General features: G+C 55.0%; 23 protein-coding genes. 4 read left to right on the top strand and 19 right to left on the bottom strand.

Annotated elements, in window-relative coordinates; translation table 11 throughout:
• Positions 1-61: 61 nt before the first annotated feature.
• Entirely contained in the window at positions 62-805 is a 744-nt protein-coding gene (gene ubiG / locus QT231_RS00950) for a bifunctional 2-polyprenyl-6-hydroxyphenol methylase/3-demethylubiquinol 3-O-methyltransferase UbiG (RefSeq protein ID WP_308335078.1), read from the top strand.
• A complete protein-coding gene (locus tag QT231_RS00945) occupies positions 806-1,477 on the top strand; it encodes an HAD-IA family hydrolase (RefSeq protein WP_308335077.1) in 672 nt (223 codons plus the stop codon).
• A gap of 63 nt (positions 1,478-1,540) precedes the next feature.
• Here the strand turns inward: QT231_RS00945 and QT231_RS00940 are convergent, their stop codons facing one another.
• The 13 genes from QT231_RS00940 to QT231_RS00880 form a co-directional block, all read right to left on the bottom strand.
• Complete coding sequence (locus tag QT231_RS00940) at positions 1,541-2,302, bottom strand: YciK family oxidoreductase (RefSeq protein WP_215093166.1); 762 nt, start codon at positions 2,300-2,302, stop codon at positions 1,541-1,543.
• 36 nt (positions 2,303-2,338) lie between these two features.
• Positions 2,339-3,145 carry a tol-pal system protein YbgF gene (gene ybgF / locus QT231_RS00935; protein ID WP_308335076.1) on the bottom strand — a complete coding sequence of 269 codons (807 nt, stop codon included), beginning with the start codon at positions 3,143-3,145 and terminating at the stop codon, positions 2,339-2,341.
• Positions 3,146-3,224: 79 nt separating this feature from the next.
• On the bottom strand, positions 3,225-3,764 hold the full coding sequence (gene pal / locus QT231_RS00930; protein ID WP_211594318.1) for a peptidoglycan-associated lipoprotein Pal: 540 nt from the start codon (positions 3,762-3,764) through the stop codon (positions 3,225-3,227).
• Between the two features lie 54 nt (positions 3,765-3,818).
• The gene (gene tolB / locus QT231_RS00925; protein WP_308335075.1) at positions 3,819-5,111 is read right to left on the bottom strand and encodes a Tol-Pal system beta propeller repeat protein TolB; all 1,293 of its coding nucleotides are present in this window, start codon (positions 5,109-5,111) and stop codon (positions 3,819-3,821) included.
• Positions 5,111-6,298, bottom strand: a complete 1,188-nt coding sequence (tolA, locus tag QT231_RS00920; RefSeq protein ID WP_308335074.1) for a cell envelope integrity protein TolA — start codon at positions 6,296-6,298, stop codon at positions 5,111-5,113. Before tolA ends, tolB begins: the two co-directional genes overlap by 1 nt.
• Before the next feature lie 13 nt (positions 6,299-6,311).
• Positions 6,312-6,749: a protein TolR gene (tolR, locus tag QT231_RS00915; RefSeq protein ID WP_308335073.1), complete on the bottom strand. Its 438-nt coding sequence runs from the start codon at positions 6,747-6,749 to the stop codon at positions 6,312-6,314.
• A gap of 12 nt (positions 6,750-6,761) precedes the next feature.
• Positions 6,762-7,457, bottom strand: a complete 696-nt coding sequence (tolQ, locus tag QT231_RS00910; RefSeq protein WP_007114222.1) for a protein TolQ — start codon at positions 7,455-7,457, stop codon at positions 6,762-6,764.
• A gap of 58 nt (positions 7,458-7,515) precedes the next feature.
• A complete protein-coding gene (gene ybgC, locus QT231_RS00905) occupies positions 7,516-7,932 on the bottom strand; it encodes a tol-pal system-associated acyl-CoA thioesterase (protein ID WP_374694366.1) in 417 nt (138 codons plus the stop codon).
• The gene (gene ruvB, locus QT231_RS00900; protein WP_088701469.1) at positions 7,929-8,966 is read right to left on the bottom strand and encodes a Holliday junction branch migration DNA helicase RuvB; all 1,038 of its coding nucleotides are present in this window, start codon (positions 8,964-8,966) and stop codon (positions 7,929-7,931) included. The genes ybgC and ruvB overlap by 4 nt, the downstream gene beginning before the upstream one ends.
• 72 nt (positions 8,967-9,038) lie before the next feature.
• Positions 9,039-9,647: a Holliday junction branch migration protein RuvA gene (gene ruvA / locus QT231_RS00895; RefSeq protein WP_308335072.1), complete on the bottom strand. Its 609-nt coding sequence runs from the start codon at positions 9,645-9,647 to the stop codon at positions 9,039-9,041.
• A gap of 116 nt (positions 9,648-9,763) precedes the next feature.
• On the bottom strand, positions 9,764-10,327 hold the full coding sequence (ruvC, locus tag QT231_RS00890; RefSeq protein ID WP_308335071.1) for a crossover junction endodeoxyribonuclease RuvC: 564 nt from the start codon (positions 10,325-10,327) through the stop codon (positions 9,764-9,766).
• Between the two features lie 78 nt (positions 10,328-10,405).
• On the bottom strand, positions 10,406-12,187 hold the full coding sequence (gene aspS / locus QT231_RS00885; protein WP_308335070.1) for an aspartate--tRNA ligase: 1,782 nt from the start codon (positions 12,185-12,187) through the stop codon (positions 10,406-10,408).
• 66 nt (positions 12,188-12,253) lie between these two features.
• On the bottom strand, positions 12,254-12,553 hold the full coding sequence (locus QT231_RS00880; RefSeq protein ID WP_308335069.1) for a zinc ribbon domain-containing protein: 300 nt from the start codon (positions 12,551-12,553) through the stop codon (positions 12,254-12,256).
• A gap of 228 nt (positions 12,554-12,781) precedes the next feature.
• On the opposite strand from QT231_RS00880, the gene QT231_RS00875 reads away from it, so the two are divergent.
• Positions 12,782-13,723: a D-2-hydroxyacid dehydrogenase gene (locus tag QT231_RS00875; protein WP_308335068.1), complete on the top strand. Its 942-nt coding sequence runs from the start codon at positions 12,782-12,784 to the stop codon at positions 13,721-13,723.
• A gap of 35 nt (positions 13,724-13,758) precedes the next feature.
• On the opposite strand, the gene QT231_RS00870 is transcribed toward QT231_RS00875, so the two are convergent.
• Both QT231_RS00870 and QT231_RS00865 read right to left on the bottom strand, forming a co-directional pair.
• Entirely contained in the window at positions 13,759-14,034 is a 276-nt protein-coding gene (locus QT231_RS00870; RefSeq protein ID WP_308335067.1) for an acylphosphatase, read from the bottom strand.
• Between the two features lie 35 nt (positions 14,035-14,069).
• Positions 14,070-14,969: a YihY/virulence factor BrkB family protein gene (locus tag QT231_RS00865; RefSeq protein WP_308335066.1), complete on the bottom strand. Its 900-nt coding sequence runs from the start codon at positions 14,967-14,969 to the stop codon at positions 14,070-14,072.
• A 156-nt stretch (positions 14,970-15,125) separates the two neighbouring features.
• Between QT231_RS00865 and QT231_RS00860 the strand changes: the two genes are divergently transcribed.
• On the top strand, positions 15,126-16,220 hold the full coding sequence (locus tag QT231_RS00860) for a bifunctional nicotinamide-nucleotide adenylyltransferase/Nudix hydroxylase (RefSeq protein ID WP_308335065.1): 1,095 nt from the start codon (positions 15,126-15,128) through the stop codon (positions 16,218-16,220).
• Positions 16,221-16,259: 39 nt separating this feature from the next.
• Here the strand turns inward: QT231_RS00860 and QT231_RS00855 are convergent, their stop codons facing one another.
• From QT231_RS00855 to nei, 4 genes are all read right to left on the bottom strand, one after another.
• Complete coding sequence (locus tag QT231_RS00855) at positions 16,260-17,177, bottom strand: LysR substrate-binding domain-containing protein (protein WP_009286686.1); 918 nt, start codon at positions 17,175-17,177, stop codon at positions 16,260-16,262.
• Between the two features lie 62 nt (positions 17,178-17,239).
• Entirely contained in the window at positions 17,240-18,661 is a 1,422-nt protein-coding gene (gene cls, locus QT231_RS00850) for a cardiolipin synthase (RefSeq protein ID WP_308335064.1), read from the bottom strand.
• A gap of 91 nt (positions 18,662-18,752) precedes the next feature.
• Positions 18,753-20,258 carry a fumarate hydratase gene (locus QT231_RS00845; protein WP_308335063.1) on the bottom strand — a complete coding sequence of 502 codons (1,506 nt, stop codon included), beginning with the start codon at positions 20,256-20,258 and terminating at the stop codon, positions 18,753-18,755.
• Positions 20,259-20,487: 229 nt separating this feature from the next.
• On the bottom strand, positions 20,488-21,309 hold the full coding sequence (gene nei / locus QT231_RS00840) for an endonuclease VIII (RefSeq protein ID WP_308335062.1): 822 nt from the start codon (positions 21,307-21,309) through the stop codon (positions 20,488-20,490).
• Between the last annotated feature and the right edge of the window lies 1 nt (position 21,310).

Genomic DNA, 21,310 nt, shown 5'->3' with positions numbered 1-21,310 from the left:
TTATAACCAGTGATTAAGCGTCAATGATTGCTTAATGCTCAATGACAATGGGAGTCACAACATGCAAGCGACACCACAGGATAGCACTGCTGGTCACTATCAAGGCAACGTCGATGCAGCCGAAGTCGCTAAATTTGAAGCGCTCGCCAGCCGCTGGTGGGATCCGCAGGGAGAATTTAAACCGCTCCATGAAATTAACCCTCTGCGCCTCGACTTTATTGATGCGCGAGCGGGGCTGGCGGGGAAAAAGGTGCTGGATGTAGGTTGCGGCGGTGGCATTTTAAGCGAGTCCATGGCCAACCGCGGGGCTAAAGTCACTGGCATTGATCTGGGTGAAGCGCCGTTAGCAGTCGCCAGGCTGCATGCGGAAGAGCGCGGCGTTGAGATTGATTACCGACACATCAGCGTGGAGGCTATGGCAGCTCAAAAGCCGGGGTTTTACGATGCAGTGACCTGCATGGAAATGCTTGAGCACGTGCCCGACCCGGCTTCCGTCATTCGCGCCTGTAGCGCTCTGGTTCGCCCTGGTGGCTTCGTGTTTTTCTCTACGCTGAACCGCACCGCCAAATCTTATGCGTTTGCCATTCTAGGCGCTGAATACGTGTTAAGACTGCTCCCCCGGGGCACTCATAATTATGCGAAATTTATTCGCCCTTCAGAAATGGCGGCCTGGTCTCGAGAAAGTGGTTTAGAAGTACGCGAGCAGACCGGCCTGACCTACAATCCGCTAACCCGTCACTACCGCTTGGTCAGCCATGATGTTTCGGTCAACTACATGATGTACTGCCGAAAGGTGAGCGACTAAATGCCGATGATGCACGCGCCTCAAGCCATACTTTTTGATCTAGACGGCACCCTGGTCGATACCGCTCCAGATTTAGCCCAAGCAACGAACACGCTCCGCATTCACCATGGCTTAGACCCGCTCCCCTTCGAAGTGATTCGCCGTCAGGTCTCAAACGGTGGGAGTGCGCTGGTCACATTGGCTCTGGGGTTAGAAGCTACCTCGGATGGGCATACTCAGGCACGTCAATTTCTGCTTGATGCCTATGAGCAGGCCGTCGCCGTGCATAGCCGGGTTTTCTCGCCACTCGATATATGGTTGAAAGAGTGGCATGGCGATCAACGCCCCTGGGGGATTGTGACCAATAAGCCGCGCCGCTACACCCTCCCACTGTTGGAAGCATTGGCGCTGCAGCCCGGCGCCCTGCTCTGTGCAGATGATCTGAGTGTTAAAAAACCAGCGCCTGAGCCACTTTGGGAAGCTGCCCGGCGGCTAGGCGTCGAGCCTGAACAGTGTTGGTATGTAGGCGATCATGCCCGGGATATTGAGGCAGCCGTCGCCGCGGGGATGACGGCCGTGGCCGTTGGCTACGGCTATATCAGCGAAGAGGATGACTACCAGCAGTGGCCTGCTGATTTGTGGTTTGGTGAGTGTGACGCCCTGGTCGATGCCCTGAACGGTTTCAAACGCTAGCAATAACTTCAAGCGCACTGATTACCTATGGGCATCGACACTGATAAGGCCTAAAAGCAAGCACTATACCCGGGGCGGCTGGGCATCAAGCTTTTGACCGTTGGTGCCTGCACTGTCTGGCCCCATAAGCCATAAGTAGGTAGGCATAATGTCTTCCGGGGTGCGAAGTGTGAAGGGATCTTCACCGGGAAACGCGGTACGTCGCATCTGTGTGCGTGTCGCCCCCGGATTGAGCGAATTAACCCGGATGTTGGACTGATTATCCAACTCGTCGGCCAGCACCTCTACAAAGCCTTCGGTGGCAAACTTAGACACGGAGTAAGCGCCCCAATAGGCGCGCCCTTTGCGGCCAACGCTGGAGGAGGTAAAAATAACCGACGCATCATCAGACGCCTGCAGCAGAGGCAGTAGTGCCTGAGTCATCCAGATGGGCCCATTAATGTTGACCTGCATTACCTGCTGCCAAAGCTCGGGATTGTACTGCTCAAAGGGCGTGATGCGGCCTAACAGACCGGCGTTATGCAGCAATCCATCCAAGCGACCAAACTCTTTATCCAACGTCTCCGCCATATCATGAAAATCTTTTAGCGTGGCGCCTTCAAAGTTGAGCGGAAAAATCGCTGGTTGGGGGCCGCCGGCCGCTTCAATTTCATCATATACTCGCTCTAACTTGGCAATAGTGCGCCCCAATAGAATCACTGTTGCACCGTGCTGGGCATAGCTCAACGCTGCCGCACGGCCAATACCGTCCCCTGCGCCGGTTACCAACACGATGCGATTTTCCAATAGGTTGGGCGCTGGTTGATAGTCGATCTTGCAGCTCATGCTGATTCCCTGAAGCAAAAATAGATCAAAAAGATATTAACTTGCTGATTGGCGTAAAAAATCGTTGGCAAGACCTGCAGCGCTACTTTGCGGATAATCATCGCGCACTTGCTCAAGCAGCTCACGGCTGCGCTGTGCTTCGCCTTTACGCGCCTTCACCAAGCCTAACTTGTACATCGCATCCGGCACTTTACTGCTGCCGCTATACTCCCCGATCACGCGGCTAAACGCCTGGTCGGCGGCATCCAGCTCACCCTCTGCCGCGTATAGCTCACCCAGCCAGTAGTGGCCATTAGCCGTTAGACTAGTGTCAGGATGGTCGCTGACAAAGGCTTCAAAGGCCGCAATCGCTTCGTCAAAACGACGCGCCTGAACATGGGCAAAAGCCGCCTGATAATCGGCTTGGGCGTCTTCACTGACATTGCGGCTAGACGGTGCATTGACAACTTCCTCGGCGGCTTCAGGCTCTACCGCTGGCGTTGATTGCTCTATCTGCGTTGGGCCGCTGCTCATAAGGCGATCTTCAATGTCGAGATACTGCTGTTGCGATTGGCGACGCAACTGCTCCAACTGGTGACGCAGCTCTTCAATCTGACCACGTAGCTGCTGGATCTCCTGCTGGTGCTCCTGCACCTGGTTAAACAGTACAAGATTGCCGCTTGAGGCTTCCTGTCGCTGCGTCTGCTGGTAGAAGCTGCTGTTGGAAGCGTTAGTAGAAGAGTTAGAGAGGTCTTGCACGAGCGGCTGTTGAGCGGTGGCCGTTAGGGACAATACGGACAGCGGGAGCGCAATGGCTCCCGCACCGCACAGCCTCTCAACGTAACGCTTGAGACTGTGATTCATGATGACTCCGGAGACGTAAACGGCGTGCGGTTAGCCGCACGCCGGATTCATCAGTGGTTAAACACTAAATAGTTAATGCTCAGTAGTTAAACACAACACGACGGTTCTGAGCGTAGGCGCTCTCGTCTTGGCCATTGACGGCCGGACGCTCTTCACCATAGCTAACCACGCTCATTTGTGAAGAAGATACACCCTGGATGTTCAGGAAACGCTGCACGGCGTTAGCACGACGCTCACCAAGTGCCATGTTGTATTCACGGGTACCACGCTCATCCGTATGTCCGTGGAGAACCACCTGGGCATTAGGGTTGGCACGCAAATAGCGCGCATGAGCCATCACCACGGATTCGTACTCACTCTTGATCGTATCGCGATCGAAATCAAAATAGATCGTGCGTACTTCTGGAATGCGTGAATCGGCCTGCTGCCCAGCGCCAGAACCAGAAGTAGATCCATACTGACTACCTGTGCCTGTACCCGAGGTGCTGGAACCGGTCGTGCTGCCATCCTGGCTACCGTACGAGTCACCGTCTTGGGTTCCGCCGGTGCTGGAACAGCCAGCAATTACCACGATAGATAGCGCTGCTGCTAATGAGCGAGCCAACGGTTTAATTTGCATAATCAGACTCCTTGCCTGAAAACTAAGAATTTCGATATTAATCAATTGATTTGATCAATTTAAGAAGGGTGACCAAGCTGGATCACGGACATCGCCTTGTGCTGATGGCAGCCTGAATGAAGAACGGCCATCGGCAGAAACAGCACTTAGCACCCCACTATTACCCTGTTGGGTAGCGAAGATTACCATGGTCCCGTTCGGCGCAACACTAGGAGATTCATCTCTTGTCGATTCACTCAATACTACCAAGCGATCGCCGCTTAGATCCTGCCTCGCCACTTGGTAACCTCGGCTAGAGCGGTGAATCAAGAATATCTGCTCGCCATCAGGTGAATAACGTCCGCGGGCATTGTAATTACCGGTAAACGTCAGGCGCTGGGCCTCTCCGCCACCCAGCGTGTATTGGTATAGCTGGGGGCCGCCGCTACGATCCGAGGTAAACAACAGGCTGCGTCCATCCGGCGCCCAAGCGGGCTCCGTATCAATGCTGTTGTTATTGGTAATGCGCTCTACGGAACGGCTGCCAACATCCATAATGTAAATTTCAGGCTGGCCATCTTTAGACAGCGACATGGCAATACGCCGCCCATCCGGTGACCACGCCGGCGCGCCATTTATGCCATCGAACGAGGTCGCTTGCACGCGCTGACCAGTCGCCACATCCTGAATATAGATTGCCGGACGCTCAGTCTCAAAGGAGACATAGGCAAGCTTGGTACCATCAGGCGACCAAGCTGGTGACATGATCGGTTCATCCGAAGTCAACACCTGCTCGCTGCGACGACCATCTGCGTCGGCAACGTACAGTCCAAACTGCATGTTGTCACCAATACCCTGCGCGGTAACATAAGCGATTTTAGTTGAGAAAGCGCCCCGAATACCGGTTATCTCTTCAAAGATTTGATCACTGATGTAGTGGGCAGCACCACGCAGATCATTGCCCCGAACCGTTACGGTTTCACCGATCATCCGGCGCTGGCCGCTGATATCCATCAGTTCGAACTGTAGTTCAAAGCCGCCGTCAGTTTGGGCCGCCCGACCAACCACTAGGTAACGCACATCCAGCGAACGCCAGGTGCCGAATTGCACATCGTCAGATTGGCTCGGTTGCTCAAACATAGCGCTACGCTCCAGAGGAGCAAAATAGCCACTGCGTTCAAGATCATCCTGGACAATCTGGGCGACATCTTCGGGCAGGCCGTCTGAGCCGGCGAATGGTACTACTCCTATAGGCAGCGCTTGATCGCTGCCGCGCGTGATCTCAATGGTTAAGTTGGCACTTGCCACACTGCTAAAAGTGATCAGCAAGCATAATAACAAAAACTTCTTTAACACTTGAGTTTGCATCAACGGACTCCCCCTGGGGAAAAGTTCAAAGTGATATTGCGTCGGATTTCGCGCTGTTGAGCGTCTGTTAACTGTAGTAGCTCAGAAAACGGTGCCGCTTGCTCAACCGCCTGAATAATGGATTGATCAAAGGCACTATCGCCACTCGATGATGTTACGTTTACTAATAATACCTCCCCCGACGGCCCCAGGCGCACATTGACAGAAGCCCGCATACTATCACTCGATCCTGCGGGAATTATCCACGCTTGTTCAATAGCTCGTTTCATTATATTACTGAAATTATTTGCAGCCTGCGCCGCTTGCTGGGCATTGGCTGCCGCTTCGGCCTCACCGGCCAGTTGGCGCTGCATGGCCGCTTCTGCAGCTTCCGCTGCTTCGCGCTGACGCTCGGCTTCCGCTTCACGACGCTGCCGCTCTTCGGCTTCACGCTGGCGTTGCGCTTCTGCCTCGCGCTCCCGCTGGGCCTCCTCTTGCTCTCGGAGGCGCTGCTCTTCAGCCTCGCGTTGACGTGCGGCCTCCTCTTCTTCACGGCGCTGCTGCTCTGCCGCTTCACGCTGGCGTTCAGCTTCTTCCGCCTCACGACGCTGCTGCTCTTCGGCTTCGCGCTGCCGTGCAGCCTCTTCCTCTTCACGTCGCTGCTGCTCTGCGGCTTCCTGTTGGCGTTGTGCCTCTTCCACTTCACGCTGGCGCTGCGCGGCAGCTTCCGCTTCGGCTTCACGTTTAGCCGCTTCTGCCGCCTGTTGCTCAGCCTGGGCAGCCGCTTCTTCAGCCCGGCGCTGAGCCTCAGCCTCCGCCGCCGCCCGTGCTTCTTCTAACGCTTGTGCTTCAGCTTCCGCCGCCTGCTGGGCTGCCTCTTCTGCCGCTTGTTGCTCGGCAGCAGCCTGCTGTTCACTAGCTGACGGCTCCTCACTAGACGAAGGTTCTTCGGGCGCCTCAGGCTCGGTGGGCGCTTCGGCAGGCGCATTCATGGCCGCTTGCTCTTCTGTTGCCTGCTGAGCCTGATCGGTAAAGGTTTCAGTACTTACCAGCGTAGCCTGCACAATCGAAGAGCTGTCAGGCTCTGCGTCCCTGCTGGGCAGGCTGATCAAGCTAAACGCGACAATCGCGACGTGCACGGCTATCGCCAGAACAGTCGGCCACTTATAGCCGACATCTTGGGGATCGCGCGGGGATTTCAGTGCCATGTGCGCCTTGCCCTTACCCATCTTGCGGCGGCTCGGAAAGCAGCCCCACATTAGCAACGCCGGCGCCTTGCAGAGTGCTCATCAGCACGACGATCTGTCCGTAGGCCACGTTACGGTCACCGCGAACCATGACCGGCGTACCTGGTCGCCGCTCAAGAATCGTGGTCACTCTTGACGACATCTCCTCCAGCGTGACCGAGGTGGAGTCTTCCCCCAGCGTAATGAAATAGCCACCGTCGCTATCGACTGAAATAACGATAGGATCATTATCTTCCTGGGTATCAATAGGCTGGGAAGTGACTTGCGGCAACTCAACTTGTACGCCCTGGGTCAGCATTGGCGCGGTGATCATAAAGACCACCAGCAGTACCAGCATAACGTCGATGAAAGGGACGACGTTAATCTCCCCCATCGGCTTGCTTTTACCGCTACGATTGAATGGTCCTTGCATGGCTCTCTCCTCTTAGCTGGCGCTCGGTTTGCCATCACGACCTTGCAAATTGCGATGCAGGATAGCGTGGAACTCTTCGGCAAAGTCTTCGTATTTGCCGAGCAGACGAGAAGATGAGTTGGAAAGACGGTTATAGAAAATGACCGCTGGGATTGCAGCGAATAGCCCCATGGCGGTGGCAATCAGCGCTTCGGCAATCCAGGGAGCCACGGTGGCAAGGGTCGCTTGCTGGGTTAGCGATAGCGCCTGAAAAGAGCCCATAATACCCCACACGGTGCCGAACAGGCCGATATAGGGGCTGGCTGAGGCAACTGTGGCAAGAAACACCAAGTGTTGAGTTAGGCGATCCTCTTCACGTGACCACGCGACCCGCATGCTGCGCTGAACACCTTCCAGCACGGTATCCGGATCACGGGTTTTAGGCATCAAACGGTTAAACTCGCGAAAACCGGCTTGAAAAATATGTTCGGCGCCATGGCGCGGGTCATCGGCCGGGATCTCACGGTAGAGCTCGTTTAAGTCGACACCCGACCAAAAAGATTCTTCAAACTGGTTGTACTCTTTTTTGGCACGGCCCAGCGCAATACTGCGCTGAAAAATCACTACCCAAGAGAGGATCGACCCCACCAGCAGTAGCAGCATTACCAGTTGCACTACAGTACTGGCATTCATTATCAAATGGGGAATGGACATGGTGTTATCGTTCACAGGTGCCCTCATCAATCTATTAGGGTCGGGATTGCCGACGCAGTGAGTGACCTCTTGGTTAAGAGGCCCGGGTCAAAACGTTAAGCGATGCAGGCCAAGCCTTTGGCCGTAAACGCTCGGTGCTCAAGCAAGCTATCTCGACTGTGGCAGAGCAAAGGAGTTCCTCTCCACGCCAAACCTGCTGTTCAAATGTCATCCGGCAGCGACCAACATCGGTAACGTGGGCACTGATTTCCAACGCGTCGTCTAAGCAGGCTGGTTTTGCGTAGTGACAGGCCAAGCGGTATACCACTAGCTGTGTGCCCTCGTCTAGCAGCGTTTGCTGGTTAAGGCCCAACTGGCGTAGCCACTCGCTGCGCGCACGCTCCATAAACTTCAAGTAGTTAACGTAGTAGACAATACCGCCTGCGTCAGTATCTTCCATATAAACGCGCAGCGGCAGGCGATAGCTTTCGCTTATGTTGTTGCCACTCACGGACGGCGCTCTCCTTCCATATCGGTTGCCTGCTCGTGGGGCACGCGCTCAAAGTGCAGCCACGCCTGACGGGTCACTACCCGGCCACGGGGGGTGCGCATCATTAAGCCCTGTTGAATGAGATAGGGCTCAATGACATCTTCGATGGTGTCACGCTCTTCACTGATGGCAGCGGCGAGTGAGTCAATGCCCACCGGCCCGCCGTCAAACTTATCGATCATGGCCAGCAGTAGCCGCCGATCCATATGATCCAAACCGTGGTGATCCACATTGAGCATATTGAGCGCCGCATCGGCCATGGCAACATCGACTACACCGTTGCCTTTCATTTCAGCGTAATCCCTCACCCGGCGTAGCAATCGGTTGGCAATTCGCGGCGTGCCGCGTGAACGTCTGGCCACTTCAATGGCACCATCATGGCTGGTTTCAACGCCCAACAGGCGCGCCGAGCGCGAGACAATTTCCGTCAGCTCTTCAAGATTATAAAATTCGAGCCGCTGAACGATACCAAATCGATCTCGCAATGGAGAGGTCAATAGCCCTGCCCGCGTGGTGGCCCCTACCAGCGTAAAGCGGGGAAGATCCAGCTTAATCGAACGTGCTGCTGGCCCTTCGCCAATCATAATATCGAGCTGAAAATCTTCCATGGCCGGATAGAGCACTTCTTCAACCACCGGCGACAGGCGATGAATTTCATCGATAAAGAGTACGTCGCCAGGCTCTAGGTTGGTCAGCATGGCGGCTAAATCGCCCGCACGTTCAAGCACCGGGCCGGAAGTCGACTTCATACCGACACCCATCTCGGTGGCAATAATATGCGCGAGGGTCGTTTTGCCTAACCCTGGGGGGCCAAATACCAGAGTGTGATCAAGGCTCTCTTCGCGCAGCCGGGCGGCGCCGATAAAGATTTCCAGTTGTTCACGCACGCGCGGCTGGCCAATATAGTCATCCAGCCGCTTGGGGCGAATAGCGTAATCAATCCGCCCCTCCCCCTGTTCAGGCTCAGCGGCGATCAGCCGATCGTGTTCTAACATAGGTGCTCTTCTTTATGGCGATTCAAAAGGTCTGTTCGCTACCCGCAATTTCGGGCTTGTACCGCTGTCTGTTTAGCCACCCATACGCTGGGTCAGCGCGGCTTTGATCAACGCCTCAGTGGACTGATTGGGGTCGATGTCAGCAAGCATTTTCGACGCCTCAGTCAGTTTATACCCCAAGCTAACCAATGCGGCTTCCGCATCGGCAAGATTATTACGTGCAGAGGCACGACCATTGGTTGCCTCAAGGGGGAGTAGTGCGTTACTGCCGTCTTCCCACTCAGGGAAGCGGTCGCGCATTTCGATAATCAGCCGCTCAGCGGTTTTCTTACCCACTCCTGGCAGCGTTGTCAGCGCTTTGCTATCGTCATCACGCACACAGCGCATAAAGGCGTCTTCGTCCATACCCGACAGGATGGCGAGTGCGAGCTTGGGCCCTACACCATTGACCTTGATCAAGGCGCGAAACAGCGCACGCTCGTGCTCACGGCCGAAGCCATACAGTAAGTGGGCGTCATCACGAATGGTCAGATGAGTGAATAACGAGACGCTCTCGTTCACCGCAGGAAGCGCGACCAGCGTATTCATTGAGGTTTCCAGCTCGTAACCGACCCCGTGAACATCGATCACAATCCAGGGCGGTTGCTTTGCCACTAGCTGGCCACTCAGACGTCCAATCATAAATTTGCTCGCACCGAGATGAAAAAAGAGTGAAAAACAGTAGAGTGAAAAACAGAGGCTACTATAAAGCGACTCTGTACAGGTGACCAGTAGTTCAGCCACCCATACAGTTGTAATTAAAGCCGCCAGCGCCCCGTAGAGCGACGACGTCCTCGAGATGGCGCGGCAGGCAGACCGTGGCTACTAAAGGCGTGGCCGTTATAAGCATGAGTTAGCGCAATGGCTAGCGCGTCCGCAGCATCGGCTTGAGGGGTAGCAGAAAGCTGCAGTATCGCGGTCACCATATGTTGCACCTGCTCTTTATCTGCGCCGCCCTGGCCGGTTACCGCTTGCTTGATCTGTCGCGCAGCGTACTCGGCGAGGTTCAAACCATGGTTAGCCATACACACCATTGCTGCTCCCCTCGCTTGGCCCAGCTTTAGCGCAGAATCGGGATTTTTGGCCATAAACACCCGTTCAATGGCCACTTGGGTGGGACGATGTAAACCGACGACTTCGCTTAAACCAGCGTAAATTTGCGCCAAGCGCTGCTCTAGCGCCCCTTCCGCCGTGCGAATACAGCCACTCGCCACATAGCAAGGCTTAACCCCGACAACATCAATCACCCCATAGCCGGTCACCCGGGATCCCGGGTCGATGCCCAAAATTCGGATGGGTACGACGGGCTGTTTCGCTTCCATGGCGTCGCTACTCGTGTGACTAGAACATACAAAAACACCGACGCCGTGGCGTCGGTGCTAGGCAGTCAACCAACCGATTTATTCGGCAGCGGTTTCCGCTTTGACTTTCTGGCGTAAACGGATGTTCAAATCTTTCAACTGCTCGGGACTGACTTCGCCCGGTGCGTTGGTCATCAAACAGGCAGCGCTTTGGGTTTTCGGGAAGGCGATCACTTCACGAATCGTTTTGGCGCCGACCATCAGCATAACCAGACGATCCAAGCCAAAGGCCAAGCCGCCATGGGGTGGCGCACCGTACTGCAGCGCATCCAGCAGGAAGCCGAATTTCTCTTGGGCTTCTTCTTCACCGATGCCCAGGATCTCAAATACCGTGCTCTGCATGGTTTGATCGTGAATACGAATAGAGCCACCGCCCAATTCGGTACCGTTGAGCACCATATCATAAGCACGTGAAAGCGCCTTTGCAGGGTCTGCCTTCAGCTCTTCCGGTGTGCAGGAAGGCGCGGTGAAGGGGTGGTGCAGCGGACTTAGGCGACCATTGTCGTCGGCTTCAAACATCGGGAAGTCGACCACCCATAGCGGCGCCCACTCCTGGGTGTAGAGCTCAAGGTCAGCGCCCAGCTTGACGCGCAGCGCGCCAATGGCTTCGTTGACGATACGGGCTTTATCGGCACCGAAGAAGATAATGTCACCGTCTTCTGCACCCACGCGGTCGAGCAGCTCTTCAACGATATTTTCCATAAACTTGACGATCGGCGACTGCAGACCCTCAAGCCCTTTGGCACGCTCGTTGACCTTAATCCACGCCAAACCTTTAGCACCGTAGATGCCAACAAACTTGGTGTACTCATCGATCTCTTTACGCGATAACTTGGCACCGCCGGGCACTTTCAGCGCCGCGACGCGACCATCATCAGCGCTGGCAGGGCCAGAGAAGACCTTGAAGTCGACTTGCTGCATCAGGTCGTCCACATCGGTCAGTTCCAGCGGGATACGTAGATCCGGCTTATCTGAACCGAAACGATCCATCGCTTCCTGCCAGGTCATGCGCGGAAATTCTGGCAACTCGACCTTAAGCACTTCCTGGAACAGCTGACGTATCATGGCTTCGGTAATACCCATGATGTCGTTCTCTTCCACAAACGAGGCCTCGATATCAATCTGAGTGAACTCAGGCTGACGGTCGGCGCGTAGGTCTTCATCGCGGAAGCACTTGGCAATCTGGTAGTAGCGGTCGAACCCTGCCACCATCAACAGTTGTTTGAACAGCTGCGGCGATTGGGGCAACGCAAAGAAACTACCCGCGTGGGTGCGGCTAGGCACCAGGTAGTCGCGGGCGCCTTCTGGCGTCGCGCGAGTGAGCACCGGCGTTTCGATATCCAGGAAGCCCTGGTTCTCGAGATACGCACGCACGGTGTGAGAAATACGCGAGCGCAAACGCAGCTTCTCGATCATGTCCGGGCGACGCAGGTCGATATAGCGATGCTTTAAGCGCACTTCTTCGCCGACTTTACCATGCTCATCCAACTGGAATGGCGGGGTAACGGCGGTATTGAGCACTTCGACCTCTTTTGCCAATACCTCAATCATGCCCGTTGGCATGTTGGGGTTTTGGGTGCCCTCTGGACGCAGCCGAACGCGACCGGTGATACGCAGGACAAATTCACTGCGCGCACGGTCGGCATTAGCGAACGCCTCGGCGGTATCAGGGTCGACCACGAACTGAGCGATGCCGTCGCGATCGCGCATATCAAGGAAAATTACCCCACCGTGGTCACGGCGGCGATGAACCCATCCGCATACCGTAACCGTTTGATCCACCAAAGTTTCGTTTAGCTGGCCGCAATAATGGCTGCGCATGTCAAATCCTGTTCTGTTTCGTGGCAAATGAGTGTGTCGCGGGCGTCCCGACCCTGACTGCCGCGGCTATGCCGCGGCGCCCTTGTCTTTGGGAGTAACGCTCTTAGCGGTAGCGCTGGAGTCGCTTGATTTACCGACATCTGCAGAGGCAGTTTTGCCATCAGCGACCAGGTTCTTTTTGCTACCCGTTTTGAAATCGGTTTCGTACCAACCGCCGCCGGCCAAGCGAAAACCCGCTGCCGAGACTAATCTTTCCAAGCCATCGCTTTGGCATGCAGGGCAATCCTTAAGGGGATCGGCGCTAATTTTCTGCAGTTTCTCCATACGATGGCCGCAGGCCTTGCACTCATATTCGTAGATGGGCATCTTAATGACTCCTAATAAGCTCAACCCTGACAAGCTTGGTTCTTTTAAAGATCGTTAAGATCGGTTCTTTTAAAGAACAGTAGCGGACACAAACGCTGCCAGGCTGCAATATGTGGCCAGTCGGGGTAAATTCCAAGGCTGCGGTTGATAAAGCGCCGCCATTATACCCTTTTGTGCCCCCTAACGAGCAAGGTTATACAGCTCCCTGCAGCTAATGGAGAGAAGAAAATGCCCAATGCGGTGATACTGGATGCGGAAAGCCTCGGCCCTGAGATCAACTTGACCGCCATTAAAGAGACAGTTTCAAACCTTGAGGTGTTTGAGCAAAGCACGACTCAACAAGCGCGGGAACGCCTTGCCAACGCGGATATTGCGATCGTCAACAAGGTCGTGCTGGACGCTGAGACACTCCAGCAGTTACCTAAACTGCAACTCATATGCGTATTGGCGACAGGCCTTAACAATATCGATCTTGAAAGTGCAGAAGCTAACAATATTCTAGTGAAAAACGTTGCGGCTTACGGCACAGCCAGCGTTTCTCAACACACCTTGATGCTAATGCTCGCGTTAGCCAATCGACTTCCTCTCTATCAGCGTGCGGTTGCCGCAGGCGAGTGGCAGCGCAGCGCCTTCTTCTGCTTGCAGAACCACCCAACGCTACAGCTCTCCGGCAAACAGCTAGTGATAGTCGGCCAAGGTGAACTGGGCTCCGAAGTCGCACGTTTGGCCGAGGCCTTTGGCATGCACGTTACCTTTGCCGCACGCCCCGGAAACGAAGCGAATGATAAGCGCCCTGCCCTGGACGACCTGCTACCAGACACTGATGTTATCAGCCTGCACTGCCCGTTGAGCGAGGCCACCAAGCACTTGATCAACCGTGAGCGCTTAGCGCGCGCCAAAAACTCGCTGCTATTGATCAACTGCGCCCGTGGCGGGGTTATCGATGAAGTGGCTGCGTTAGAGGCGTTGCGCAGCGGCAGGCTAGGCGGGCTAGGTGTCGATGTACTGCCCACCGAGCCGCCCAGAGAGGGCCATCCACTGCTGGATGCGCTCAGCGAGCCGCTCAACTTGATTGTGACGCCTCATAATGCCTGGATCACACCGGAAGCGCGTCAGAATATTGTTAGCCTGACAGCTAACAATATCCTTGAATGGAAAGCCAGCAAATAGAAATTGAGCGACTAACCTGAAGTGCCTTATAGGCCTTACTGGGTAGCAAAGTGGCTCGGGGCGCGGCAATTATCCAGCACCTCGAGCTCCACATGGGTCACCTGCGACCTCTCTGAGCCCTGCCATAGCCATTCGCTCAGCAGCTTGACCGCATCAGAGTGACCACACATCAACACCTCAACGCGGCCATCGGGTAAATTCTTGGCGTAGCCGGTGATGCTATGTTGAAGAGCTTTCTCTTGTGCAGCACGGCGAAACCAGACCCCTTGCACCTTACCAGTCACAAGAGCACGTACACAGCAATCGCTCATACACACCTCCCTGCCTTTCGCTTCTTAACGGAGAGTTAAACAAACTCGCGCTTGACAATGACTGCACTGTTGCGGGGTATCAGCGGGCGGCCACGACGCAGTAACAATGAGCGGGTGAACGCCGCCCCAAACAACAATATTAATGAACTGTAGTAAACCCACAGCAGTATCATAACCACCGACCCGGCGGCGCCATAGGTGGATGCTGTTGCCGTATACGCCAGGTAAATCGCGATCACACTGCGCCCAATGGTAAACAGCACCGCAGTGACAACAGCACCAATCAACACATCTTGCCAACGCAACACAACGTCGGGCAGTACCTTAAAGATGGTGGCAAATAGCAAAGTGACTACCCCCAGCGAGACCAGCGACTCAATTGACGTGGTCAACAAGCTGGCGAAAGGCACCAGATGATCGGCAGCCTGAAGCATACCGCGCAAGACGACGCCTAATACCAGTGATACCAGCAGTATAAACCCGATGGAGAGCACCACCGTTAACGATAGCAATCGATTTTTAATAAACAACAATACGCTGTTGGAGGTCGGCTTAGCTGTTACCCCCCAAATGGTATTGAGTGAAAACTGCATTTGAGCAAAGACTGTCGTCGCACCGATTATCAGCGCGCCTACACCTAAAAGTGTTGGCAGGATACCCGACTCTTCAATTCTCGACTGAGCAACGGCCTGCTCGATCGCTACCGCCGCATCCATACCCAGCGTGCCTTGAAGCTGAGCGACTATTTGGCCCTGGGCAGCCTCTTCGCCCAATACAACGCCGATTACCGTAACAGCGATAATAATGGTGGGCGCCAATGAGAAAAGCGTATAAAACGCTAGCGAGCCCGCGTAGCTAAAGGCATTTCGCTCTAACCATAGTGACGTGGCGTCTTGCACTACTTTCCACCAGAAGATAGCGGCGCGTTGAATCATATTCACTCCCTGTGTGCTGGGTATCGATGCTAGGTATCGGGTGTTTTATAAACGTTATCAATGTCCTACTTTTTCTAGCATACCTAACCACAGCGTTTAGCGCAGTTTTCTGGTAGGTTGCATCTCTGAGATCACCAAACGAAAAAGGAAGCTTGGATGGCCACTGACACTTCGCACTCCGCGACCGCCTGCGACTTCGACTGTTTGGTGTTTATTGGTCGTTTTCAGCCACCGCACCTGGGGCATCTGGCAGTTATTAGAGAGGCGCTTAAGCGCGCACGGCAGGTCATCGTGCTGGTAGGCTCTTCTTGGCAAGCCCGCTCCCTGCGTAATCCCTGGCGATTCGATGAGCGTCAGGCCATGCTACGCGCAGGATTTGATGACGCGGATAATCAACGTTTGGAAATTACCCCGTTACTCGATGCCCTCTATAATGACGACGTTTGGGTGCGCGACGTACAGCGCAAGGTGCGCGATTTGGCTACGCCTGCCAATGCCCGTCTACCCCGTATTGGTTTGATCGGGGCCAGCCGCGGCCAATCAAGCTACTACCTTTCACTGTTTCCCCAGTGGGAGTCGGTCAGCGTGCCGTCGGTGGAGGGTATTTCAGCAAGTCAGATACGCGCGCGCCTGTTTCACTCCCCCAGCTCAACCGATGATTACCTGAGCACGGGCGCTTACCACGATTTACCGCCGGGCGTAGTGGAGAGTGTTAAACACTTTTGTCATGAGCGTGCCTACCAGCGACTGCTGGAAGAGCAGCAGTTACTGGATCAGTATCGCCAAGCCTGGGCCCATGCGCCCTACCCGCCTATTTTTGTCACGGTCAATGCGGTGGTCGTACAGTCGGGCCATGTGCTGCTGGTACGGCGGACGGCGGCGCCGGGGAAAGGCCTTTATGCCCTGCCTGGGGGGTTTATTAATCCCCACGAACGGCTACTGGATGCCTGTTTACGCGAACTTCGCGAGCGCTTACGTTTAAAGGTGCCCGAGCCGGTGCTCAAAGGTTCATTGCGCGGTCAGCGGCTGTTTGATGAGCCCCACCGCAGTTGGCGCGGGCGTACCTTGGCGGAAGCTTTCTACTTTGCGCTACGCCCTGACCAGCAGTTACCGCGCCTAAAACCAGTCAAAGGCGGCGATCATGCACGCTGGGTAGCGCTGGCCGATCTTGAACCCGACAGCCTGTTCGAGGATCACTTTTTCATTATTCAGAACTTTCTGGGCCTGCCTGCTGATTTCGGCAGTGGCTAAACTTCAACCATTCGCCATTCGCCATTCGCAATTTACTAATTAGGCCTGAAGAAAATCCCGCGGCAGCTTCATCATCTGCCGCCATAAACGCTCTACGCCGGGTTTATGCACCATGGAGCAGCGGTATAAGCGAATTTCCAGCGGGATATCCCAACTTGGGTCACCTGCCCTCACCAAACGGCCGCTTTTTAGCTCCTCACGAATACAGAAGTCAGGTATCCACGCCACGCCAACGCCTTGTAGCACCATCCCCTTGAGGCCTTCGGCCATGGCGGTTTCGTATACGGTGCGTAGCTTCATACGCAGCGGGTCATTCTTCAGCAGCATGCGCACGCTGCGGCCCAAGAAAGCTCCCTGGGTATAGGAAAGATAGGGAATGGAGGTGTCGTGCTGGAGTGAAAACTTAGCTTTCCCGTGCTCGTCTGGCAACGAAACGGGCAGCATATTGACCTTACCAATCGAAAAAGAGGGAAACACCTCGGCATCCAGCTGCATAGTGGCAAAGGGGTCGTAATACGCGAGCATCAAATCGCAGTTCCCCTCCCGCAGCACGTGTATCGCTTCGCCAACATTCATCGCCACCAGGCGAGTTGGCAACTCGCCCAACCCCTGCTGCAGGCGGGAAATCCAAGGCGGATAAAAGCTCAGTGCCAGTGAGTGCGCCGCGACAATATCCAGCGCCTCATTGGCAATGGAAAGACCGCGCAAATGGCTAAGCGATTCGTTTAACTGTTCGACCAGATTGCGGGCGGTGACTAAAAAAAGCTGCCCTTCTGGCGTTAATCCCACGGGAGTGGTCGAGCGATCCACCAGCGTGACATCAACGGCCTGCTCCAACGCGCGGATACGGCGACTAAAGGCAGGCTGAGTTACATGCCGCTGGCGTGCGGATGCAGAGAAGCTACGCGTGTTGGCAAGCGCTACAAAATCTTCCAGCCATTTTGTTTCGAGATTCACTCCATGACTCCTTGTCTCACTCTGCTTTCACGCATAATGGTTTTCCTTGTAGATTGTATTATCTATTGAACCGGGGCCATTAAATAGGCCGCGCGCGAGATGACTTTCATCCACATCGGGCGCTGGTTGATTTCATCGAGGGTGACACGCCTGCAGTGCGCAAAGTCTTTTTCCAGCATCTTCTCGACACTGCCAGCAAAATCGCGGCTAGGAATAAATGCCGTAATCTCAAAATTCAACCGAAAAGAGCGATTATCCAAATTTACTGTGCCTACTGTGGCTGCCTGGTTATCAATCAATATGACCTTTTGGTGTAAAAATCCGGGAAGATAACGGTATATTTTAACACCTGCTCTTAACATATCGGGAAGGAATGAAAACGCCGAGAGGAAAACTAGCAGGTGGTCGGGACGCTCAGGAATCATTACTCGAACGTCGACACCGCGCATCGCCGCAAGACGCAGCGCGTCCTGAACCCCCTGGTCGGGAACAAAATAGGGGCTGGTTACCCACAGCCGCTGCTCTGCGCTATGGATCACCTGTTGCACAAGCAGGCTGGCAGTGTCCTGACGATCAGCGGGCCCCGAGGGCACAATCACCACGTGATGATCAATCGTGGAAGAAACGGTATTCGCTATCCAGTTCAAACTAATCACTTCATCAGTGGCCCAGTGCCAATCCTCCCAAAAGGCTTCCTGCAACCCCAGCACGCTAGGCCCTTCAAGCTTGAGGTGGGTATCCCGCCAAGCCCCATGCCGTTGACTCTCCCCTAGATACTCGACCCCGACATTAACCCCGCCTACCCAGCCCTCTTTGCCATCTATTACGGTTACTTTGCGATGGTTGCGGAAGTTAAGCTGAAAACGGTGTTTAAAGCCCCGTGACGAGCGAAAGGCACTCACGGCCACCCCCTCACTGATTAAATCATTGAGGTAGCTATCGGCTAATTTACGGCTGCCCAACTCATCGTAGAGAAAATATACCCGTACACCGCGCTGGGCAGCGCGCTGCAAATGCTGTTTCAAACGTTGCCCAAGTGCATCGTTGCGGACAATAAAAAACTGTATCAAGACATACTGTTCAGCGCGTTCGACGCCGTCAAACAGGCTTTCAAAGGTTGCCGACCCATCAATGAGCAGCGTCGCCTGGTTGCCATGGGTGAGGGGCATCATGGCGAGCTGTTCCACCGCCTGAATATCTGCATTATGAGAGGGCGCAACATAGGGCTCCACATTAGCTCGGTAGCGTAGCAGCACCCGGCGTAGCACGGTGTCCCGCTGCCCCCGGGCAGATACGTAGCCATAAAATCGCGGCCGCCCGAAAAACCAGTAAGCGGGCAGCGCAATATAGGGGAACGTAAGCAGCGATATGATCCACGCCACAGCCCCCTGAGAGGTGCGACTGGACATCAGCGCCATAATAGCCGAAACGATACCCATCACGTGTATCAATAAGATGCCAGTCCCTAGCAACCAGGAGGTCATAGCACGTCCTCATGAAGCTCACACAAATAACAAGGCCTCGCCGTCAGCGAGGCCCTTAAGCGTTTAAAGCCTAATCAACCTTACCACTCCTTTACGCCGACTGGGCAATAATCTCTTTCCACTTCGCAGGCCCGGTTTGATGTACCGATGTGCCTAGGCTATCAACGGCAACGGTCACTGGCATATCTTCTACCTCAAACTCATAGATCGCTTCCATCCCCAGATCTTCGAAGCCCACGACCCGTGATTTCTTAATCGCTTGGGCGACCAGGTAAGCCGAGCCGCCTACCGCCATTAAGTACACTGCCTCATTATCACGGATAGCATCAATAGCGGCTTGGCCACGCTCTGCCTTGCCGACCATACCCAGCAAACCGGTCTCTTCCAGCATGGTGCGGGTAAATTTATCCATCCGCGTGGCGGTAGTGGGGCCTGCCGGGCCGACGACTTCATCGCCAATCGGGTCAACGGGGCCGACGTAGTAGATAAAGCGGCCGCGCATATCGACAGGTAACGGCTCACCTTTGGCCAGCATATCGACCATGCGCTTATGGGCGGCATCACGACCGGTTAGCAGCTTGCCGTTTAATAGCAGCGTATCACCCGGCTGCCAGGTTTTGACTTCATCGGGCGTCACTGTATCCAGGTTGACGCGTTTGACGTTCTCGCCCGCTTCGCGGGTAATTTCCGGCCAGTCCTCAAGCTTCGGGGCTTTTAGCGCTGCCGGGCCTGAACCATCCAGGGTAAAGTGGGCATGACGGGTCGCCGCGCAGTTGGGGATGATCGCGACGGGCTTGTTAGCCGCATGGGTAGGATAGTCTTTGACTTTAATATCCAGCACGGTGGTTAAGCCGCCTAAACCCTGGGCACCGATACCGCTCTTGTTGACCTTATCAAACAGCTCTAGACGCAGCTCTTCGGCACGGTTGCTGGGGCCACGGGCCTGCAGATCCTGAATATCGATAGGATCGAGTAGCGCTTCTTTGGCAATCATCATGGCCTTTTCCGCGGTGCCGCCGATACCAATTCCCAGCATACCGGGCGGACACCAGCCAGCACCCATCTTCGGCAGTTGCTCCATCACCCAATCAACGACGCTGTCGGAGGGATTGAGCATGGCAAACTTGGATTTTGCTTCGCTACCGCCGCCCTTCGCCGCCACGTGAATCTCGACGCTGTCGCCGGGCACGATCGAGTGGTGAATAATGGCCGGGGTGTTGTCTTTGGTGTTGGCACGCTTGCCGTCAGGATCCGCCAGCACCGAGGCGCGCAGGATATTATCCGGTAGCAGGTAAGCACGACGAACACCTTCATTGATCATGTCGTCCAGGCTCATGTCCGCCTCCCAGGTAACGTTCATGCCTACATGAACGAACACGGTGACGATGCCGGTATCCTGGCAGATTGGGCGGTGCCCGGTGGCGCACATGCGTGAGTTGATCAGAATTTGCGCAATAGCGTCTTTGGCAGCGGGATTCTCTTCACGCTCGTAGGCGGCCGCCATGGCGTCGATAAAATCTTTGGGATGGTAGTAAGAGATGTACTGCAGAGCATCGGCAACGCTTTGAATAACGTCGTCCTGGCGAATCACGGTCATGGACTAGTAGCTCCTAGGTTATCGTCTAGTCAGCGGCTTTCCTCCGCGCCTGCGGAGGTGCCGTCTTAGCGTAGGCCGAGTATACCGTATTGGCCCTTACGCAGCAGCACTCTGCTGCGTAGAACTGACTACTTCGCCAATTCTTGATGTAAGTGTGTTTTTAATAACAAGATAACGGTATAAAAAAACGCTATGAAACTGAAGCGCCAACCGAATACTCTATAGCCGCTTACGCTGCCTGGCAGCGAGGACATAAGTAGAGCCTGCGCGAACCGACCATTTTGCGCTCAATCACCGCCCCACAGCGGTGGCACTCAAGGCCTGCTCGATCAAAAACCGCAAAACGCCACTGCCTGCGCGACTCCCCCGCTGCTTTGGCTTGCGCTATCCAGGCCTCTTGGTTAGTAACGCCTGCGGTTTGATAGGCTTGGCGGGTAACGTCAATAATGCAGGCAGCCAGCGTTTTTTGCTGTTCTGGGGTTAAATCCACCGGGCGAGCATTTGGCGGCAGTTGAGAGAAGAACAGGATTTCAGAGCGCAAATAGTTGCCCAACCCCGCCACCAACCCCTGATCGAGCAGCAGCGCGCCCAGGCTACGCTTATGAAACTGCTGCAAATTAAGTCGCTGTTGCACATCCGCAGGTGCCACCTTTTGACTCAACAGATCAGGGCCCAAGCGGGCTAAGAAAGGATGCTCGGTGAGATTGTCTGCATGCCAGAGGGAAATATCGGAGGCGCTATAGAGACTGGCGCAGCGCCCTTCTGCCGTTAGTCGAACACGCAGCGTGCGCTTTGTGTTAGGCGGCTTATCCTCGCTATGCAGCTTCCAAACTCCGTAGAGTTGATTGTGGGAGTAGAGCACGCGCTGATCGGCAAACCGAATAAGCATCGCTTTGCCCCAGGTATCTACCCGCACAACCCTAACACCGATAAAAGACGACGCCTGCTCGGCAAGTTCTGGAAAAGCAAACCAGGCAGCGTCGATCACCCGCCCACCTATCTGCTGCTCAATACGATCTGCCGCGCGACGAATTTCTGGGCCTTCCGGCATA

This window comes from Halomonas sp. SpR1 (genome assembly GCF_031010175.1).
Taxonomy (GTDB): Bacteria; Pseudomonadota; Gammaproteobacteria; order Pseudomonadales; family Halomonadaceae; genus Vreelandella.
The sequence above is the reverse complement of the archived record's forward strand: the minus strand, read 5'-3'. Positions and strand labels throughout refer to the sequence as shown.

Excerpts from the sequence above, each read along its gene's own strand:
- ubiG (WP_308335078.1), top strand. The coding sequence starts at position 62 with ATGCAAGCGACACCACAGGATAGCACTGCTGGTCACTATCAAGGCAAC.
- QT231_RS00875 (WP_308335068.1), top strand. The coding sequence starts at position 12,782 with ATGCCCAATGCGGTGATACTGGATGCGGAAAGCCTCGGCCCTGAGATC.
- QT231_RS00940 (WP_215093166.1), bottom strand. The coding sequence starts at position 2,302 with ATGAGCTGCAAGATCGACTATCAACCAGCGCCCAACCTATTGGAAAAT.
- aspS (WP_308335070.1), bottom strand. The coding sequence starts at position 12,187 with ATGCGCAGCCATTATTGCGGCCAGCTAAACGAAACTTTGGTGGATCAA.
- QT231_RS00880 (WP_308335069.1), bottom strand. The coding sequence starts at position 12,553 with ATGCCCATCTACGAATATGAGTGCAAGGCCTGCGGCCATCGTATGGAG.
- QT231_RS00845 (WP_308335063.1), bottom strand. The coding sequence starts at position 20,258 with ATGACCGTGATTCGCCAGGACGACGTTATTCAAAGCGTTGCCGATGCT.
- ruvB (WP_088701469.1), bottom strand. The coding sequence starts at position 8,966 with ATGTTAGAACACGATCGGCTGATCGCCGCTGAGCCTGAACAGGGGGAG.
- ybgF (WP_308335076.1), bottom strand. The coding sequence starts at position 3,145 with ATGAATCACAGTCTCAAGCGTTACGTTGAGAGGCTGTGCGGTGCGGGA.
- tolA (WP_308335074.1), bottom strand. The coding sequence starts at position 6,298 with ATGGCACTGAAATCCCCGCGCGATCCCCAAGATGTCGGCTATAAGTGG.
- nei (WP_308335062.1), bottom strand. The coding sequence starts at position 21,309 with ATGCCGGAAGGCCCAGAAATTCGTCGCGCGGCAGATCGTATTGAGCAG.
- cls (WP_308335064.1), bottom strand. The coding sequence starts at position 18,661 with ATGACCTCCTGGTTGCTAGGGACTGGCATCTTATTGATACACGTGATG.
- ruvC (WP_308335071.1), bottom strand. The coding sequence starts at position 10,327 with ATGGAAGCGAAACAGCCCGTCGTACCCATCCGAATTTTGGGCATCGAC.
- tolR (WP_308335073.1), bottom strand. The coding sequence starts at position 6,749 with ATGCAAGGACCATTCAATCGTAGCGGTAAAAGCAAGCCGATGGGGGAG.
- QT231_RS00860 (WP_308335065.1), top strand. The coding sequence starts at position 15,126 with ATGGCCACTGACACTTCGCACTCCGCGACCGCCTGCGACTTCGACTGT.
- QT231_RS00870 (WP_308335067.1), bottom strand. The coding sequence starts at position 14,034 with ATGAGCGATTGCTGTGTACGTGCTCTTGTGACTGGTAAGGTGCAAGGG.
- tolB (WP_308335075.1), bottom strand. The coding sequence starts at position 5,111 with ATGCAAACTCAAGTGTTAAAGAAGTTTTTGTTATTATGCTTGCTGATC.
- pal (WP_211594318.1), bottom strand. The coding sequence starts at position 3,764 with ATGCAAATTAAACCGTTGGCTCGCTCATTAGCAGCAGCGCTATCTATC.
- ruvA (WP_308335072.1), bottom strand. The coding sequence starts at position 9,647 with ATGATTGGACGTCTGAGTGGCCAGCTAGTGGCAAAGCAACCGCCCTGG.
- QT231_RS00945 (WP_308335077.1), top strand. The coding sequence starts at position 806 with ATGCCGATGATGCACGCGCCTCAAGCCATACTTTTTGATCTAGACGGC.
- QT231_RS00865 (WP_308335066.1), bottom strand. The coding sequence starts at position 14,969 with ATGATTCAACGCGCCGCTATCTTCTGGTGGAAAGTAGTGCAAGACGCC.